The sequence below is a fragment of the Pseudomonadota bacterium genome, assembly GCA_039028935.1.
Lineage (GTDB): Bacteria > Pseudomonadota > Gammaproteobacteria > Steroidobacterales > SZUA-146 > SZUA-146.
Map to the genome: position 1 here is coordinate 18,259 of JBCCHD010000036.1, position 17,023 is coordinate 35,281.

The following is a 17,023-nucleotide window of genomic DNA, read 5'->3' on the forward strand; positions in this document are numbered from 1 at the left end:
ATGCTAAAGGTCACCGTATTCGGCCAGAATATCGTCGAGATCACCTTGATCAACCCCGGCTGACTGAAAATCACTCGTATCGGCGAGCGTGTCGTCATGACTCAGAATATACTCCACCAGCGTGGTTACGCGCTGCCGCAGCGCTGCGCCGAGCGCGTGCAGCGTATCCTCGCGATAAGCACCTTGATACGCCCAATCAATGTGCAACTGACCGTCATAAAACATGGCGTTAATTTCCCAGGCGTAGGGACGCGTATTGTCTTCGCCAAACGATGCGGCAAGAGGACGGGCAAACGTCAGCAAACCGCCGGATCGAGGTTGGCGCCAAACACCCAGATAGTTGAACAACACCGGCACGGCCACCGCCGGCGACAACGCGGCTGCCGTCGCTTTATCCGCACCAAACCGGAGTGCGCCGTAACTCGAGCCGCCGAGCGTCACGCGACGCAAGCGGTCACGCACACTCGGCAACATACCTGCTTCCTCCGTCGCCTCGTCCGCGGCCAATGTGACGGGGTAGACACTCGTGAACCACCCTACCGTGCGCAGTGTGTCGACTTCCGGCGTAATGGGTTCGCGACCATGCGCTTCAACGTCCAGCGTAAAATGACTCAATCCGCTCCACGCAAAAACCGTATCGGCCAGCGCCGCAATAAGGACATCTTGGGGTTGTATACGCCATGCGGCACTAACGTCGGACAGTAACTGTCGACTGGTTTTACTGTCGAGTGACAGGCGCATCGATCGAGCAACGTGTTCACCGGTGTCCTCGGGCAGCGCGTTGACCTGACGCACGGCACGCTGCCAACCGCTGAGTTCATCGCGCGCGGCAGTCGATGCACCAAACGTCTGCTGAGCCGCGGCCCAGTGGCGCATAGAGGTCGTTTTGGGCGGCAGCTGAACCGGTTCGGCCCGTTTCAGTGCGGTATACACCTGTTCGAGATCGTCCATTAGTACCCACCATGACACCGCATCGATAATCAGGTGATGCGCAATCAGTAGCAGCGAGGATGACGGCCCCGGCGCGAGCACGGCGTGAAATAACTGTCCGCTTTTCAACTCACAGCGCTGCTGAAAAGCCCCGATGTGACGTTCAACCCATTGCGTATCCACGTCATGCTCGGCAAGCGTCTGAACGTTCACCGATGCCTCGTCGGCATTTGCGAACGTTTGGGTCCAATTCCCCTCTTCCTGATGAAACTGTGCCCGGAGTACGTCATGATGCACGACCAATTGTCGCAACGCTTCACGGAGTATGTGCGTATCCAGCGTTTCCTCGCAGTGAAGCACCACATACTGGCAATAGCGCTCGGGTCGAGCTAATCCCCACCCGAAATAACGTTGCTGGGCCGGCGCGAGCGGGACGCTGCCTTCGATTGGACCCTGCTCGCTGGCTAATTCGGTGGTGCTGTCGACCACCTGTGCGAGCGCACGAATAGTGGGCCGGTCGAACACCTGCTGTGGGGACAACAACAGTCCATGTTTGGCGACACTCGCGACAATCTGAATATTGACAATGGAATCCCCACCCAGCTCGAAGAAATTATCATTGACGCCAATTCGATCGATGCCAAAGACCTCTCGCCACACCGTAGCCAACGTTTTCTCGACCTGTCCTTCAGGCGCCTCATAACGCACATCTAGATGGGCGCGACTCGCCGACGGTGTTGGCAATGCCGCGCGATCGACTTTCCCGTTTGGCGTTAGCGGCATCGCTTGGAGCGGCACATAGGCGGTCGGCACCAACGCGTCGGGTAATACGTCGGCCAACGCAGTTCGTAGTGCGTGGCTATCCAGAGGTGACGACTCGACATAGTAGGCAACAAGCTGCGCCCGCTCACGTCGTTCACTGCTTGTTCGTGGCGTGTACTCGATCTCGTTTAAAATTCGATTGACATTGTCAATATTAATATTGTCGTCAAGCTCTTCGCGAGCGGCATCGCGCTCTTTATGGCCCAAGCGAACGTCCCAGCTATAAGGCAGCGAATAGTTGTGAAAGCCGCGTTCTTGTTTATGCACAAAAATACCGGCTTCGTTGATCAGACAATTAGTAGAGCGACCCGTATCGGCTGGGCGCACCCAGGGCACACGCTCGTCGAGATACACCAGCATTTCGCTAAGCTCAACGTCCGTATAACGGTAGTAATCCACATACTCGATATCGGTAAACACGCTGTCGTCGTCAAAATGCGACACGTCCATGAGCTGGGACACCGCATCGTCCGCTCGATGATACGCGCGCCGCGCGTCGATGATCATCGAATCGATGCGATCGATATCGAATTCGCCCTGACGAAACAGATCCGCAACACGGGTTTCAAAGATTTGTCCACGCGACAATCCGGTAAAAATATGGCGGATACCCCGATCGCGCGCAATCTTGAGACTCAATGTGTAAATCGTTTTGAAACAGCCGTTGCACACGTTGCTAAAACGATTGAGGCTATCGCGGAAAATCGCGTTCATAGCCGGTGTTGTGCCCTCGATAAGCTCCAGACCCAGATGATCCGTTACCCGCTTCATGTTGTCTTTCGCACCTTGCGAGATAAAGCCATTATCGAGTGTAAACACCAATGGCTTGAGCCCAAGGTCAACGACCTGACAGAGCGCAAACGTGCTGTCCTTTCCACCACTGAGCAACATCATGCAATCGGCCGCTCCGGGTTCTCGCGACGCGCGACTCGCGACGATCGTGTCGACTATTTCGGCAAGGTCATCCAGCGTTCTAAAATAGTCTCTTGCACGCTGAGCTTCGGCCTCGTAAATACGGCAGATCTTGCACACCTGCTCGTCATCTAATTGTGCCGCAGGGTGTCGATTGGAGATCCCACAGCGCACACAAAATTCCTCGTCGTGCTCCACTGTTTCGGGCACATGCAACATCACCGTCGCTTCGGTTATCGACGGTAACTTGAGCATCGCCTGCTCGATTTCACCCGGCTCGATCCGAAATCCGTTGAGCTTGATTTGATGATCGATGCGGCCAAGACACTGCAGCGCACCGAGTTGCGCTTTGTCGTCCAAACGAAAACGCGCCAAATCACCCGTTCGGTACAGCCGTTCGCCTGCCCGATAGGGATCGGCAATAAATCGCTCTGCGGTGAGCGCATCGCGACGAAAATAACCGCGAGCCACACCGGGCCCACCGATGCACAGCTCCCCGATTGCACCTGGCACCTGGTGCCGACCCGCTTCGTCCAGTACATACAGATACGTGCCGTGTATCGCATGACCGATCGGTACAGAAACCAGCGTATCGGTCTGAGGCTCGTACTCATGCACCGCGCAAGCGACCGTGCCCTCGGTGGGACCGTACTCATTAAATAATTTGACGCGACCGCCAAAATAGTTGTGCACGGAACGCGCAAGCTCGGTGCGAAAATCTTCGCCCCCCACGATCAGACTCTGTAGTCGACTCGTCGATAGATCCATTGCTTGCAACAGTGCAAGATGAGCGGGCGTGAGTTTAATCACATCCACCTCATTGGCTTCGACAACATCGCGAATGAGCATGCCCGACACGGCATCGTCTCGATAGATCACCAGTTCGCCGCCACTCACCAGCGGTACAAACAGCGACGTGATCGTCAGATCAAACGCCAGTGACGAAAAAAGCGGCCAACACAGCGGGCGCTCGGGCTGATAGTAGCCGGCGGCCCAGCCGATGTAGTGCGCGAGGTTATCGTGCCCAACTTCCACCCCTTTTGGCGTACCCGTTGAGCCAGACGTATAAATGAGGTACGCGGTGTGCGCTGGCGATACACTGGATTCGTGGTTAATCGTGTCATCAAGTTCAAAGGGCGCGGTAATCACGGCCTGCTCATCTTGAACATCATCCGCCTGTGACACGGCGCACACGACCGCCTTTACTTCTGCATCACGTAACACAAACTGCCGCCGAGAGAGTGGGTGCGTATCGTCGATCGGTACGTAGGCCGCGCCGCGCATCAAGGTGCCCAAAATGGCCACGATGGCGTCGAGCGAACGCGGCAGCATGATAGCCACACGATCATGGGGCTCTACCCCCATTGCGGCCAGCTTCTGGGCGAACGCCTGCGCAGAGCGGTTCAGCTCACGGTAGGTCAGCGTTTGCGCCCCCTCTCTGACCGCAACCGATTGGGGCACGCTGTTGACGCGCTGGCAAAAGGCGTCGATCACGGTGGCCGGCCGATCTGCCGCGCGCTCGGGTTGCGGGTTGTCGACGCCGAGCGCTTCGAGGTGTTCACTGGTCAGCAGCGGCGCATCGATGATCCGCTGTTGCGGTTGCTGAGTGAACGCGTCCATCAATCGGCAAAAATCCTGGCCCGGCCGCGTTTGTTGGGCACCGGGAAACGCCTGTTCATTCACATCGAAAAATAGCCGTAGGTTGTCGATACCGTCGAAATTCTCAACCTGCATTCGAACCAAGTGATTGCGGTCTCCCGAATCCGGATGAATCCAACGCGATGTCATCGGAATCGCGCCAAACGGGCCAAACTCAGCGGTAATGTAATTCAAAACCACCTGAACATCCCGATTAAGAGCAAAGCTACTGGCCCCCGGAGCAGTATGAATCAGCACATTTTGCGTACTCGCGGCGACTTTGCGATACAAACTCAAAAACGTTTCATCATCCTCGATCTCAACAATCAGTGGATAGAGCTCGATAAACAGCCCCGGTGTTTTCTTCTGTGTATCGGAGCCACGGTTATGTGTGGGCATACTCAATGCAAGGGTGCGATTGCCGGACACGCGATAGAGCCACGCGAATAGCGTTGTTGCCATCACTTGAAACTGCGCAAGATCCGAAGTCAACGCTTGGCAATGACTCGACGCGGCCAGTGCTTTGAAGCGCTCGATGCGCTCTACGCCCAATTCGCACGGTATGCGGCGCGTCACGCCGTTGACCGCGCCCGGCCGCTCCGCATAAAACGACAGGGAATCGATCGGCAACGCGGGTCGTGTTTGCCAATACTGGCGCGCGCGCTGATTGGCCTTTGAGGTTTGTCTGGCCTGCTCATGGTCCACATAGGCGCTGAATGGAGGCAATGTCAGCGGACAGGAATCGGTATCTCGTTCGCGACTATAGGCATTGGCCATCGCGCGATAAATGAGCGCGGTCGATGATGCATCGGTCACCAAATGGTGCTGATTGAAATACCAAATATATCGGTCTGTATCCAATTGAAGTAAGGCAGAATCAAATAGGCATCGCTCGAGATCGAAGATGTGCCGCGTGCGTTGCGCCAGCCATGCGTCAACCTGCTCAGCAGGCTGCCGTCGCATATCAAGACACTCCACGTCGTAGAGGTACTGCTCATGAAAGCGCTGTCGCGCAACGCCCGCATGATGTTCAAACGTGGTGCGCATGGCGTCACTGGCATCAATCACCGTTTGAAAGGCGCGCACAAACCGCTCGGAGTCGATTTCACCATGAAGTTCGAACGCCATCGCCATGTTGTACAGGGGATCGTCCGGCTGGAGTCGCTGCCCTGTCCAGATCAACTGCTGGCTTCGGGTTAGCGGCCGGGTTGTCACCGTTTGCGATATAAATCTCAGCGCCAATGTTTTACTCCGCGCTGCGACGTGCCAGGTAGCTCATCAACTGGTTAACCGTACGAAAGTTATCCAAAATGAAGTCTTCCGGCGGAATGACCAGGCCAAACTGCTCATCAATAAAACCGATCAACCGCAACATGCCAAGCGAATCCACCATGCCATCGGCTAGCAGATTTTCGTCGGCATCGATCCGCTCATCCTCTTCGAGAATTTCGTCGGTAATGAATGTGATGATGGCGTCTTTCATGAAGGCTGTTCCTATTTATTTTGGTGAAGTCTGATCACGGAGCGTGGTGCGCGTTAAGTGCCGCCTGGGCCTGCAGCGCTAATTCGCGGCGGTCAATCTTGCCGGTGGTGGTCCGAACAAACGCTTGACGTACCGACAGCGCTGCGGGCACGGCATACCAAGGCAAAGTGCGCTTCAGTGCCTGCAGCAGCGCCGCAGGCTCAGCCGATGCGTTGAGCGTCACCTCAGCGCGTATTTCGTTCACACCCGGTTCGGTTTGGACGACGTAAGCTGCGCCCTCTTCCACGGCGTTGATCGCGGTCAGTGCCAGTTCAATTTCATCGAGCTCTACCCGATAACCCCGCATTTTGACTTGACGGTCTTTGCGCCCAACAAACCGCATCACGCCCTGCTCGTCCGCTTGCACCAGATCCCCGGTACGAAAATACACATCGCCGTCTGCCGATCGGTACAGCGAACGCTGCGTGAGCACTTCATCCTGCCAGTACCCCACCATCATCGACGGCGCATGCACGAGTAGCTCGCCGGTTTCACCCGGCGACCGCATTCGGTCATCGCTGTCAACAATGAGCGATTTAGCGTGATCGGCGATCGGCCCTATGGGCACGCTCTCTTGATCCGTGTCGAGCGATTGGACTGTGAAGTGCGAAACACCATTCACTTCTGCCGGGCCATAGATATTGTCAAAGCGCACGTGGGGTAAGTGATCCATCAGTGCACGCAAGTGCGCCGTTGGGAAGGGTTCACCGCCAAAAATCGCATAACGCAGGTGACGAAAGTCACGTTGCTTCAGAGCACCACGTAACAAAAGCTGAATGAGCGCAAAGGGCACGGTATACAGCACCGTTAATCGGGCGGTCTCAATTAGCTGAGAATAGCTGGCAGGGAGTTTGGTGTACTCTTCGGGCACAATGATGGTCGTTGCGCCCACAATGACCGCGGAAAAGTAATCCATTATCGACAGATCAAAATGCAGCGGCGCGTGATTGCTCATGCGGTCCGCCGAGGTCAACTGATATTCGTCCACGGCCCACTGACTAAAACTCAAACAGCTACGATGCGTGTGCACAATACCCTTGGGTGTGCCGGTGGACCCGGATGTAAAAATGATATAGGCCAAATCGCTTTCATTGATCTCAATGTCCGGGGCGTCCGAGGAGCGAGCCTCGAGGCGTTCAAAGGGCACATCCCGCCAGGACTCATGCCAGCCCACATCGGCGCCGATCACCGTTGTTAGTGGGGTATCAAGCTTAGCCAGTGTTTTGAGTGCCCGTTGCTGGGCAGGCGCGCTCACGATAATACGAATACCACACGCATTGATGATGCTCGCAATGCGATCCGCCGGTGCGGATGGGTCAAGTGGCACATACGCCGCCCCTGCGGCCATAATGCCGTGCAGGGCGACAGGTGTATTAATTGATTTCGGCATGTAGATGCCGACACGATCCCCTTGTGTGACGCCCAACGCCAATAACTCGTTGGCAAGCTGGTTCACTCTGCGTTGAAGCGTCGCGTACGACAGTGTATCGGCCATAAACTCGCAGGCCGTATGATGCGGCAACGTTAACGCAGCCCGTGCAAGACAGCGAGTGATCGTAGCGTGCTGCGCATCCACTCGCATGTCTACAATCCCAACATCCGGGCCACAATGTTGCGCTGAATATCCGAGGTGCCGGCGTAGATGACGCCACCGACCGAATCGCGCAAATCCCGTTCGACACCGGACTCGGTTACATAGCCCTGTGCGCCGTGCACCCGAATCGCGTCGAGACTCGACTCAACAAAGCACTCGCCGAGATGCAATTTAAGCATCGCCGCTTCATTCATCGCGGACTGCCCAGTCTGCTTGAGCCACGCCGTGTGGTACAAAAGGAGGCGCGAGGTTTCAAGGCGCAGTCGCATATCGACGATACGATTCGATACCGATTGGAACTTGCCGACGGGCTGCCCAAACTGCTTGCGTTTGCGCACATACTCGACGCAGTCTTCCAGTTGGCGTTGCATAGTGCCCACCTGACTGGCCAATATCGAGCACCGCTCCCACTCGAGAAAACTGGTCGACAGCGACACACCAGCGCCTTCGGGACCGAGTCGATTCCCTTCCGGGACGTGACAATCCGTAAAGGACAATGTGCCAAACGGCACTGTGCGCAACCCCATTTTAAATTGATTGGGGCCCACCGAAACACCTTCGCTATCCAGTTCAACCAAAAAGGCGCTGACACCCCATTTGCCGGCGTCGGGGTCGGTGAGCGCAAAGACCAGCGCGACATCCGCAATCGGCCCGAGTGACACGTATCGCTTCTCACCGTTTAACCGATACCCACCCTCGCAACGCGTCGCGGTTGTTTTCAGACTGAATACATCCGACCCCGAGTCGGGTTCCGAGATCGCATGCGCACCGATGAGCTCACCGCGACTCATTCTGGGCAGGTATTTTTCCTTCGTCGCGTCGTCACCAAAGTGCAACAACGGCAGCTGTACGGTCCACATGTGCGCGTTAACAGCAAATGCCAAACCATTGTCTCGGCAGCCATACCCCAGCCCCTCCATCGCCAGAATCGCACTGAGAAAATCGACGTCATCGCGACCGCTGTATCGCTTGGGCAACGACATCGCCAACAGACCAAAGTCGGCGCAACGTTGCCAATTGTGGGACGAAAATTCGCTGGCATGGTCGCGCTCACGCTCGTCGGCGTTAAGCTGCGATTGAGCAAACTCGATAACGCGTTGCTTGAGTGCTCGTTGCTCCTCGCTCCAACTAAAATCCATGACGGTTCCTTATCGCACTTCCGCAATCAATCAGTTAAATAGATTCAACACCGCATTGAGCATGGCGCCCGCCGGCAGATCGATACCGAATCCGCGCTCGATAAACCAATACATTGACACCACTATCAATAAGATTGCGCCCGCCGGCATCATAAAACGTGTATACGCAGGAAGCCGCGCGAGCAGATACAACAGCGGGAAGGCCACGGCGACAATGGCGAGCTGACCAATTTCAACACCGATATTGAATCCCAGCAGTGAGTGCACCATATAGCTAGCCGGAATACCGATATCGCCGAGCACACTTGCAAAGCCAAAGCCGTGGAATAGACCAAAGGCGAATACGACGATCCAAATGCGGCGATTGAAGATGGGGCGCAGCACGTCAAACGCGGCAACCGCAATCGACAAAGCAATAATCGATTCGATGAGTCGTGACGATAAATTGATCACACCCAACGCCGCCAGACTCAATGTAATCGAGTGGGCAATCGTAAAGACTGTGACCACCTTCACGACATGAATCAATGCGTCCTTGAAACTCGCGGTTGCCTGCCAGCGACCGTCCCGACGGACCACCACCGCGGGCAGCAGCAATGCGATTAGAAACAGAATGTGGTCGATGCCGATCCAGATGTGGTGTATGCCGCTGCGAATCTGCGCGATCAGACCCGTCCAGACACTGGACTCGTCGATCGTGAGCGTTTGCTTCTCTCGGCCCGGTTCAAACACCAAAGAAATGTGCTCGCTACCAAAAATACCGGACTTCCAGTACGTCTCAATTACTGCCATCGCGCGATGACTGGGTCGCTCCGCAAACAGAACCGCGTAGTCAAACGCGACCTCTTTGGGCATCTGAGACAGATCTTCAAAAGCAAAATAGGACTGCACGTACTGCGCAATTTCAATGTCCGCCAGCTGCCAATCCGTGAGCGGCAGACCGGCCTCACCGCCATCAACAGCAAGCGACACACGTTCACGCAGATAGGCTTCAATCGCCGGGCGATGCGGCGCCACATCCGCCTCCGTCGCGGTGCCATCGTCGGGCATGCTCAATCCCAATGCTGAGTTAATGTCCGCGATCGTCATATCCACATGGCCAGACAATCGATTATCTTCGACATTGAGGAACACATAACTTTGATCCATGGCATGACCGAAGACCAGTGCCTGGGTCGTCAGTGCGAGGGTCATCGCGATGAGTTTGAGTGCGTTTGTTGTTTTCATTTTTACCCCATTGACTGTGTGCGTTACTTGGCTCAGTGACCGGACATTTCGGGAAAGTCTGCGCGCGCGTTGGCGAGTTCCTCAGCCAACGCTGTGGCCATGGCCTTAACCTGCGGCTCACGCAGTATCGCGTCGTGATCATCGCCCTCTAAACGAATCGCGTGCGCGTTGCCGGTTAGCCGTCGCCAACCCAATGTCGGCTCCCCAATGCGCCAAAACGGTTGGCGATCGAGTCGAAAAATGCTCCAACGTACGCGGCTCGCCGCACGCTCAGGTAATCGATTGGCAAAGCCTACCTCGGCGATCCATGGATTACTGAGACCGACCGCAGAGTCTGCGGGCAACACACGCGGTTTCGGCCTACCTGTCGTTTCGCCGTCGGCACCGGCCATCGCCAGCTGCTCACTCGGTCGGGCGCGGCCTGGAAACAACCCACGTAGTCGCGACTGGTAATACTCGGCCACGTTGAGGAGTCGATTGACGTAAAAGCGACGGGAAATCGAGTAAAGACTCCATGTATTGACGACGCCGGCAAAAGCGACTTGCTCGCCTTGCTCTTCGAGCATCCGGACCATCTCACTAGCGATATGCGAGCCGGAGCACATGCTGAGCAGCCAGTAGGGACCGGTTGGCTGCACGGTACGCATTGCTTCCACATAGCGTTGCGCAAACTGTGGCAGCTCTTGCGGATGAAGTTGCTCCAAATCGTCGCCACCCGGCGGTGCCTGCAATACCACCATGTTTTGTTGCGCATCCAGATGACGCGACAGCATGGTGTAACCCAACGTATTGACTTCGGGCGAGGCAACGCAAAACAGCGGTGAGCCGGAGCCATGACTGGAGATCGGCTGAGCAATACCGGCTCGTAATGGCCATCGCTCGTCAAACAACGTAGCGGCCATCCCCGTGAGGGTGCTGGATTCAAACAGGGCCAGCAGTGGAATCGCTTTGCGCGTGGCCGCTTCAAGTCGCGTATGGAGCGCCGCGGCCTTCAACGAATCGCCGCCCAACGCAAAAAAATCATCCTCATCATTGATGTAATCACTGGTATTCAGCACCGCCTGCCATTCGTTTTGAACCAGATCTTTGAGCAAATCAAGATGCACATCTTCGCGACCTCGACCTGTCGCCAGCCCTTCCGATTCGGTACGCTCGGCGGTGACGATGTCGGTCAAGGCGTCATCACGCACACGGTGTAGCGATTGACCCCACATTTGCTGAACCGACTCGTCAGGCACACACGTGGTCAGTTGACCGAGCGCCTCTTCGCAGAGCGTCAGCAACCGCGTGAGCTCAAGACCTCCGACCGATGAATCAACGCGCAGCGTCAACGCGTCAACAGACTCAATGACGCTCAAGGTGAGCGGAAACGCGGTGGCGTACTGTTGGGATGCTGGCGTCATGGGCAGCGCCTGAGCCGACGATGCCGCTTCGGCGTCCGTCGGCGCGAGCCAAACCATGAGCGTGTCGTACAGCGCTTGACCTGTGTCGAGTGTTGCACAGCGACGTACATCTGCAGGGGAAAGATACCCAAATTGGTTGGCCGCGAGCTGTCCTTCATGCAGTTGTCGCAGCCACTCAATCACGGTCAGCGTCGCATCGAGGCGCACTCGCACGGGAACCGTACTGATGAATGATCCAACGATCGACTCCACCTGCGACACGTCGGCAGGTCGGCCTGCCACCGTCACGCCAAACACAGCATCCGGCTGTGCACTCATCCGCGCAAGCGCCAAACCAACCGCCGCCTGAATGACCGTACTAAGTGTGATGCCGGCACGTGCGCTCAATGCACGCGCGGCGGCGAATTGATCGACGATGGCCGTACTGGCGGTCTCACTCGCCTGCCCATCCTGCGCCCGCAGATGCTCAGTCGCTAACGTCGGCAACCGAAACCCATGAAGGTAGGATGACCAATGTCGACGCGCATCGGTTGGGTTTTGTCTTTGCACCCACGCCACATAGTCACGAAATACCGGACTCACGTGTCGAGCGGGTGCCTGCTGCGTAGTCGCAGCCTGATAGTGGCGCTGAAAGTCGGCCATCAATAGATCGATGCACCAGCGATCAACAATCAGGTGATGGCTACTCCAAACGACCTTCCATTCGTGAGGGGCCAATCGAACAAGTGTGAAGCGCATAAGCGGTGCGCGACGAAAATCGAATCCCGCTTCGCGATCTTGCTTGAGCAGCGCTGCGATGCGTTCGGCGCGTTGGGCAGGATCAACGGTTTCAAGATCAACGAGCGCATATCCCACAGTCGCTGTTTGACGCACAACTTGCTGCGGCACCTCGACCCCTTTCCAGATAAACGCCGTACGAAGGGCCGAATGAGCAGCCACCACGTTATTCCAGGCGCGCTCAAAGGCGTCGGGATCCAACGCGGTGTGAACGTCAAAAACAAACTGATTGAACAGCGTGTCGTCATGTCCGCCCAATCCGTGCAAGAGCATAAACTCTTGCATCGGTGTCACCGGATAAATGTCTTCTACGTTTTTCATCTTGTGCGCAGATCCAGCGGATTGGTCCGTCGGGTGGACGTGTAAACGGGCCCGAACTCGTTATTCTTTAAATGAGGAGCAGGCGCCACTCAAAATGTAGGTGAACACTTGTGAGTTTCAGATGAATATACCTGATAAGCCTATGATATTTATAACAACATAATGCACTTTTTGCACGATGTCGGACGAAGCCGAACACGTGCCAGTCAGCGGCCCTCAACGCGTCTGACTAGGACCTAACTCTCGCGCATTATGTCGCACGTTTTTTGCGGTCTCTCCGCCCCCTGATGGCAAGCATAACGCGCCCCCGTGTAGCGACGTCACGTATACTGAGCGACCATAAGTCAACAGACGGTGAACGTGCATGACATCGCTAACGAGCCTTGCAACACCGGTGCGCCTGATGGTTGTGTCCCTCGATGGCGAACCGGCGCGTTTTGAACGCGGCAATGCTTGGCTGAGCAACGAAGAACAACAGCGTGCCAACCGATTTAAATTCGAGCACCACCGTGTGTTGTGGACACGCAGCCGCATCGCGTTGCGAAGCGCGCTCGCTGCGGAACTCGATGCAGCCCCTGAGTCGCTCGTATTTGATACCGCCGATAACGGCAAACCTCATCTTCGGGCCCATCCCTCGCTCAAATTTAATCTGTCCCACTCGCATGAGAAAGCACTGATCGCGATCGGCGATCGTGACGTGGGCTGTGATATTGAATACGTCAAACCGATTCGCGACTGGGCGGCGGTGACGCGTCGTTTTTTTTCGGCGCACGAACAGCATGAGCTAGCCAAACTCCCAGAGCGGGACAAATTGGCGGCGTTTTACCGTGTTTGGACTCGCAAAGAGGCGGTAATCAAGGCAACTGGCCAGGGGTTGCGCGCGGATCTGCGGTCGTTTGACGTGTCCATCATGGCGGACGCGGCGGTTCTCAACGAGCGACATGCCCCGATCGATGCGCTGCCCTGGCAGCTTGGCTCAATGTCACTCAATGACGAATATGTGGGTGCCGTAGCACTTCGCGCGATCCACCGCGTCTCGCTCAATGTGTGCGAATGGGCGATGGGTCGGCACGGCGAATAATCGACCTCGAGTGGGCAGCCGACGGCGCGCGCCTCTTAGAGGATACCGCGACTCGGCGGGACAGACCGCCACGCACTGTCGCCGCACAGGTGTTAGGAACAGGAGTCTGTCGCGCTCACACAGTTCGGGCCCGAAAGCCCGAACCATGCGAGTGCGGTTTACGTAGGGTAATCAGGCTTTATTCATTGCCGATTTGATCAAGCCGATGATGACCATCAGCACGCCACCACCGACGCCACCGCCTGCGATCGAACCCACGATTCCGTCGAGCGCACCGCCACCGAGCATGCCAATAATCTGGCTACCGATGCCGCCGCCCAAAATTCCGGCAAGTGAATTGCCAAGCATACCGAGCGAGAACTTCTTCATCAGCGCGCCGGCGAGATTACCGCCTGCGGCACCACTGACCAATGAAATGAGTAACGGAATAAGACTTTCCATTGTGTTGTACCCCTTCTATACACATACGCGAACGGCCACGTACAGCCTGTGTCGATGCGTTAGCGTTGCATCACCAACCAACGCGATCGTGAGCATGGTGGGATGCGACGCCCCCCTGACATCGCACGGCGCTATCGTAATGCGTTTGGCAACGAAATTGCGAAGAAACTCTGTGAATAAGTGGCACAATCTACGTTGTGCAATGAATGTTTACGGTTACGTAGCCAGACTTAGTCTACGTCCAAATGACGCGACGCCACTACCACGCTGAGCTTACTGATGAAGCATCGCGACACGAACCCGTTTCGAAATGCCACACACCAACTCATACGGAATTGAATCGGCACTGTCAGCGATGATCTCAACCGATAATCCCTGACCCCATAACACCGATTTATCCCCCTCTTTGACGTCGGTTTGAGGACCAAGATCCACGGCAATCATATCCATTGAGACTCGACCGATCAGTGGATAGCGTTGGCCGTTCACTAAGACAGGCGTGCCACTTTTGGTACGCCACGGATACCCGTCGCCATACCCCACCGCTATAATGCCGATGGTGGTGTCAGCGGGCACCGTGTAGGCGCCGGCGTAGCCAACGGTCTGGCCTGACTTGACCGGTTTGACGGCAATCACTCGAGACCATAACGTCATCACCGGTTTCAGCCCAAGATCTTCACCGGTTTTGCCTTGAATTGGCGAGATGCCATACAGCATGGCACCGGGTCGAACCCAATCGGCATGACTGTCTGGGTAATTTAAGATACCCGCCGAATTGGCAAACGTGCAATCGCCGGCGATGTCTTTGGTGTTGGCAAACTGGGCTATTTGAGCCTGACTCATGGTGGGATCGGCAAGATCCGCTGACGCGAAATGACTCATAATGCGCAGAGGTTTCTTCACACATTTTAATGCCGTTAGTCGCGCTACGATCGAGGGCAATTTGGACGGATCAAAGCCCAGTCGATTCATGCCGGTGTCAATTTTTATCCAGGTAATGAAACGGCCAACACCGGTGTACTGTTCCAATGCCGCAAGCTGGTCTTCACGGTGCACCACAATTTCCAGATTGTACATCGACGCGATACCCAACTCGCGCGGCCGCATGACCCCTTCAAGCAACACGACCGGCTTGTTGATGCCCGCGTAACGAACATCCATCGCCTCACTGATTCGTGCCACGGCCAGCGCGTCGACCGAATCAAGGGCACGCGCCACCTGTTCGATACCGTGGCCGTATGCATTGGCCTTAATAACCGCCATCACTTTACTACGAGGAGCTAACTGACGAACGACGGAAAGATTGTGCTGCAGCGCCTGACGATTAATGTCGGCGCAGGCAAACGCAGTCATGAGAAGCTCATCGCCTCTTCGGCGAGTCGATCGGGCGCGTAGTTGCGGAAACGCGTGAACTGACCGTGGAAGGACAACAGCACATCACCGGTGGGACCGTTACGTTGTTTGGCGATGATGATATCAGCCATGCCTTTGCGCGGCGTCTCTTGGTCGTACACTTCTTCACGGTAGATGAACATGATGACATCCGCATCCTGCTCGATGGCGCCCGACTCTCGCAGGTCGGACATGACCGGTCGCTTGTCGGTGCGCTGCTCTACCGATCGGTTGAGCTGCGACAGCGCAATGACCGGCACTTCGAGCTCACGGGCCAGCGCCTTGAGACCGCGAGAGATCTCAGAAATTTCATTGGTGCGGTTTTCCGTACTGCCCGACACCTGCATAAGCTGCAAGTAATCCACTACGATCAGACCCAACCCATGCTCTCGCTTAAGCCGTCTTGCTCGCGCCCGAATTTCGGTGGGACTCAATGCCGGTGTGTCGTCGATAAACATCGGCGCGGCCGACATCCATTTGACGGCACTGTGAATGCGCGGCCAGTCTTCTTCCGAGAAATTACCCGTACGCAACTTGCTCTGCCCCACTTGCGCAAGACTTGAAATCAGTCGAAAACTCAGCTGCTCCGCAGACATCTCCATACTGAAAATAGCGGTCGGCACCGCCGCATCGACGTTCTCTTGAATGACTGGCGCCAGGGCCGCGTGCTCGGCGATATTCATCGAGAAACTGGTCTTACCCATCGACGGTCGCCCAGCGACAATGATGAGGTCGCCCGGTTGCAGCCCCGCTGTCATGCGATCCAGGTCGTGAAAACCAGTCGAAACGCCGGTGATATCGCCGTCGGAGCGATACAGATCATCCAGCTTATCCAGCGCGCCGGGCATCACCTCTTTGAGCGACACAAAACCGGACCCCTGACGCTTGCCGCTTTCAGAAATCTCAAACACTTTGCGCTCGGCCTGATCAACCAGTTTGCCAACGGGCTCGCCGGTCGACTCGTGCGCCAGATCCGCAATCTCGCCGCCTACTTGAATCAGCTTGCGAAGCAAGGCGCGATCTCGAACGATATTGGCATAGGCGCGTATGTTCGCCGCGCTCGGTGTGTCTTTCGCCAACTCGCCAAGATAGCCCAAGCCACCGATCTCATTCAGTGTGCCGTGGCTATCCAGATGCTGAGAAATTGTGACGACATCGATCGGCTGAGTGCGTTCGGCCAGTGCGTATATGGCGTCGAACACCAAGCGGTGATCGTGGCGGTAAAAATCGTCCTTGGTGACGATGTCGGCGACCTTGTCCCAAGCGGTGTTATCCAGCATCAAACCACCCAAAACACTGCGCTCGGCTTCGAGCGAGTGTGGCGGCGTGCGAAGTGTGCCCATTGCGGCATCACTCTCCACAAAATACTGGTCTTCTGGATTCAGAATCGGTCCCCAAGAAATCGATCAGTTTGATCAACAAACACGATGAGCTAGTGTGCCAAAATTCTCTGCCCATCGCATGATGCAGTACGCCAGAGTCAGCGTGGACGGGTACGCCCGAGTCCTATCCTATTGAAATGACGATGTCACAGCGAGCGCGCTCGGCTCAAAACGCCGTGTGTCGAATCAAATAGGTTCGTAAACCGGCCGCCCGCCCCTCAATATTTGAGGGACGGGCGCCGTGTAGTGAGGACTTACTCGTCTGCGACGATATTGAGCGTAACCGGTATGGTGACGTCCGTGTGCAGATGAATTTCGATCTCGTGCTCGCCGACAACGCGCAGCGGCCCTTCAGGTAATCGAACTTCGCTGCGGAACACTACATTCTTGTAATGTAGTATTCTCCAAATGGCGTGGAAATTTATAGTGGAATTTGTACGGA

11 protein-coding genes are annotated in these 17,023 nt (G+C 56.1%); 1 reads left to right on the forward strand and 10 read right to left on the reverse strand.

All coding sequences use genetic code 11. The features are described 5' to 3' along the window. Positions 1 to 3 precede the first annotated feature (3 nt). Genes AAF465_14275 through AAF465_14300 form a run of 6 tightly spaced genes read right to left on the reverse strand, consistent with a single transcriptional unit; the run spans position 4 to position 12,285 of the window. Positions 4 to 5,544, reverse strand: a complete 5,541-nt coding sequence (locus AAF465_14275; GenBank protein ID MEM7083891.1) for an amino acid adenylation domain-containing protein — start codon at positions 5,542 to 5,544, stop codon at positions 4 to 6. A gap of 4 nt (positions 5,545 to 5,548) precedes the next feature. Beyond that, positions 5,549 to 5,785 (reverse strand): acyl carrier protein, encoded by a 237-nt coding sequence (locus tag AAF465_14280; protein MEM7083892.1) that lies wholly within the window; start codon positions 5,783 to 5,785, stop codon positions 5,549 to 5,551. 34 nt (positions 5,786 to 5,819) lie between these two features. Then, positions 5,820 to 7,406 (reverse strand): amino acid adenylation domain-containing protein, encoded by a 1,587-nt coding sequence (locus AAF465_14285; GenBank protein MEM7083893.1) that lies wholly within the window; start codon positions 7,404 to 7,406, stop codon positions 5,820 to 5,822. Positions 7,407 to 7,408: 2 nt separating this feature from the next. Further along, positions 7,409 to 8,557: an acyl-CoA dehydrogenase family protein gene (locus AAF465_14290; protein ID MEM7083894.1), complete on the reverse strand. Its 1,149-nt coding sequence runs from the start codon at positions 8,555 to 8,557 to the stop codon at positions 7,409 to 7,411. A gap of 30 nt (positions 8,558 to 8,587) precedes the next feature. After that, entirely contained in the window at positions 8,588 to 9,784 is a 1,197-nt protein-coding gene (locus tag AAF465_14295) for a HupE/UreJ family protein (protein ID MEM7083895.1), read from the reverse strand. A gap of 32 nt (positions 9,785 to 9,816) precedes the next feature. Beyond that, positions 9,817 to 12,285: a condensation domain-containing protein gene (locus tag AAF465_14300; GenBank protein MEM7083896.1), complete on the reverse strand. Its 2,469-nt coding sequence runs from the start codon at positions 12,283 to 12,285 to the stop codon at positions 9,817 to 9,819. A gap of 364 nt (positions 12,286 to 12,649) precedes the next feature. On the opposite strand from AAF465_14300, the gene AAF465_14305 reads away from it, so the two are divergent. Beyond that, positions 12,650 to 13,366 carry a 4'-phosphopantetheinyl transferase superfamily protein gene (locus AAF465_14305; protein MEM7083897.1) on the forward strand — a complete coding sequence of 239 codons (717 nt, stop codon included), beginning with the start codon at positions 12,650 to 12,652 and terminating at the stop codon, positions 13,364 to 13,366. Positions 13,367 to 13,537: 171 nt separating this feature from the next. Here the strand turns inward: AAF465_14305 and AAF465_14310 are convergent, their stop codons facing one another. From AAF465_14310 to AAF465_14325, 4 genes are all read right to left on the reverse strand, one after another. Then, positions 13,538 to 13,807 (reverse strand): hypothetical protein, encoded by a 270-nt coding sequence (locus tag AAF465_14310; protein MEM7083898.1) that lies wholly within the window; start codon positions 13,805 to 13,807, stop codon positions 13,538 to 13,540. Between the two features lie 273 nt (positions 13,808 to 14,080). Further along, on the reverse strand, positions 14,081 to 15,160 hold the full coding sequence (gene alr / locus AAF465_14315) for an alanine racemase (GenBank protein MEM7083899.1): 1,080 nt from the start codon (positions 15,158 to 15,160) through the stop codon (positions 14,081 to 14,083). Beyond that, on the reverse strand, positions 15,157 to 16,542 hold the full coding sequence (gene dnaB, locus AAF465_14320) for a replicative DNA helicase (GenBank protein ID MEM7083900.1): 1,386 nt from the start codon (positions 16,540 to 16,542) through the stop codon (positions 15,157 to 15,159). The genes alr and dnaB overlap by 4 nt, the downstream gene beginning before the upstream one ends. Positions 16,543 to 16,835: 293 nt before the next feature. Further along, positions 16,836 to 17,023 (reverse strand): 50S ribosomal L9 C-terminal domain-containing protein (locus AAF465_14325; protein ID MEM7083901.1); only part of this gene is annotated, 188 nt, incomplete at its 5' end.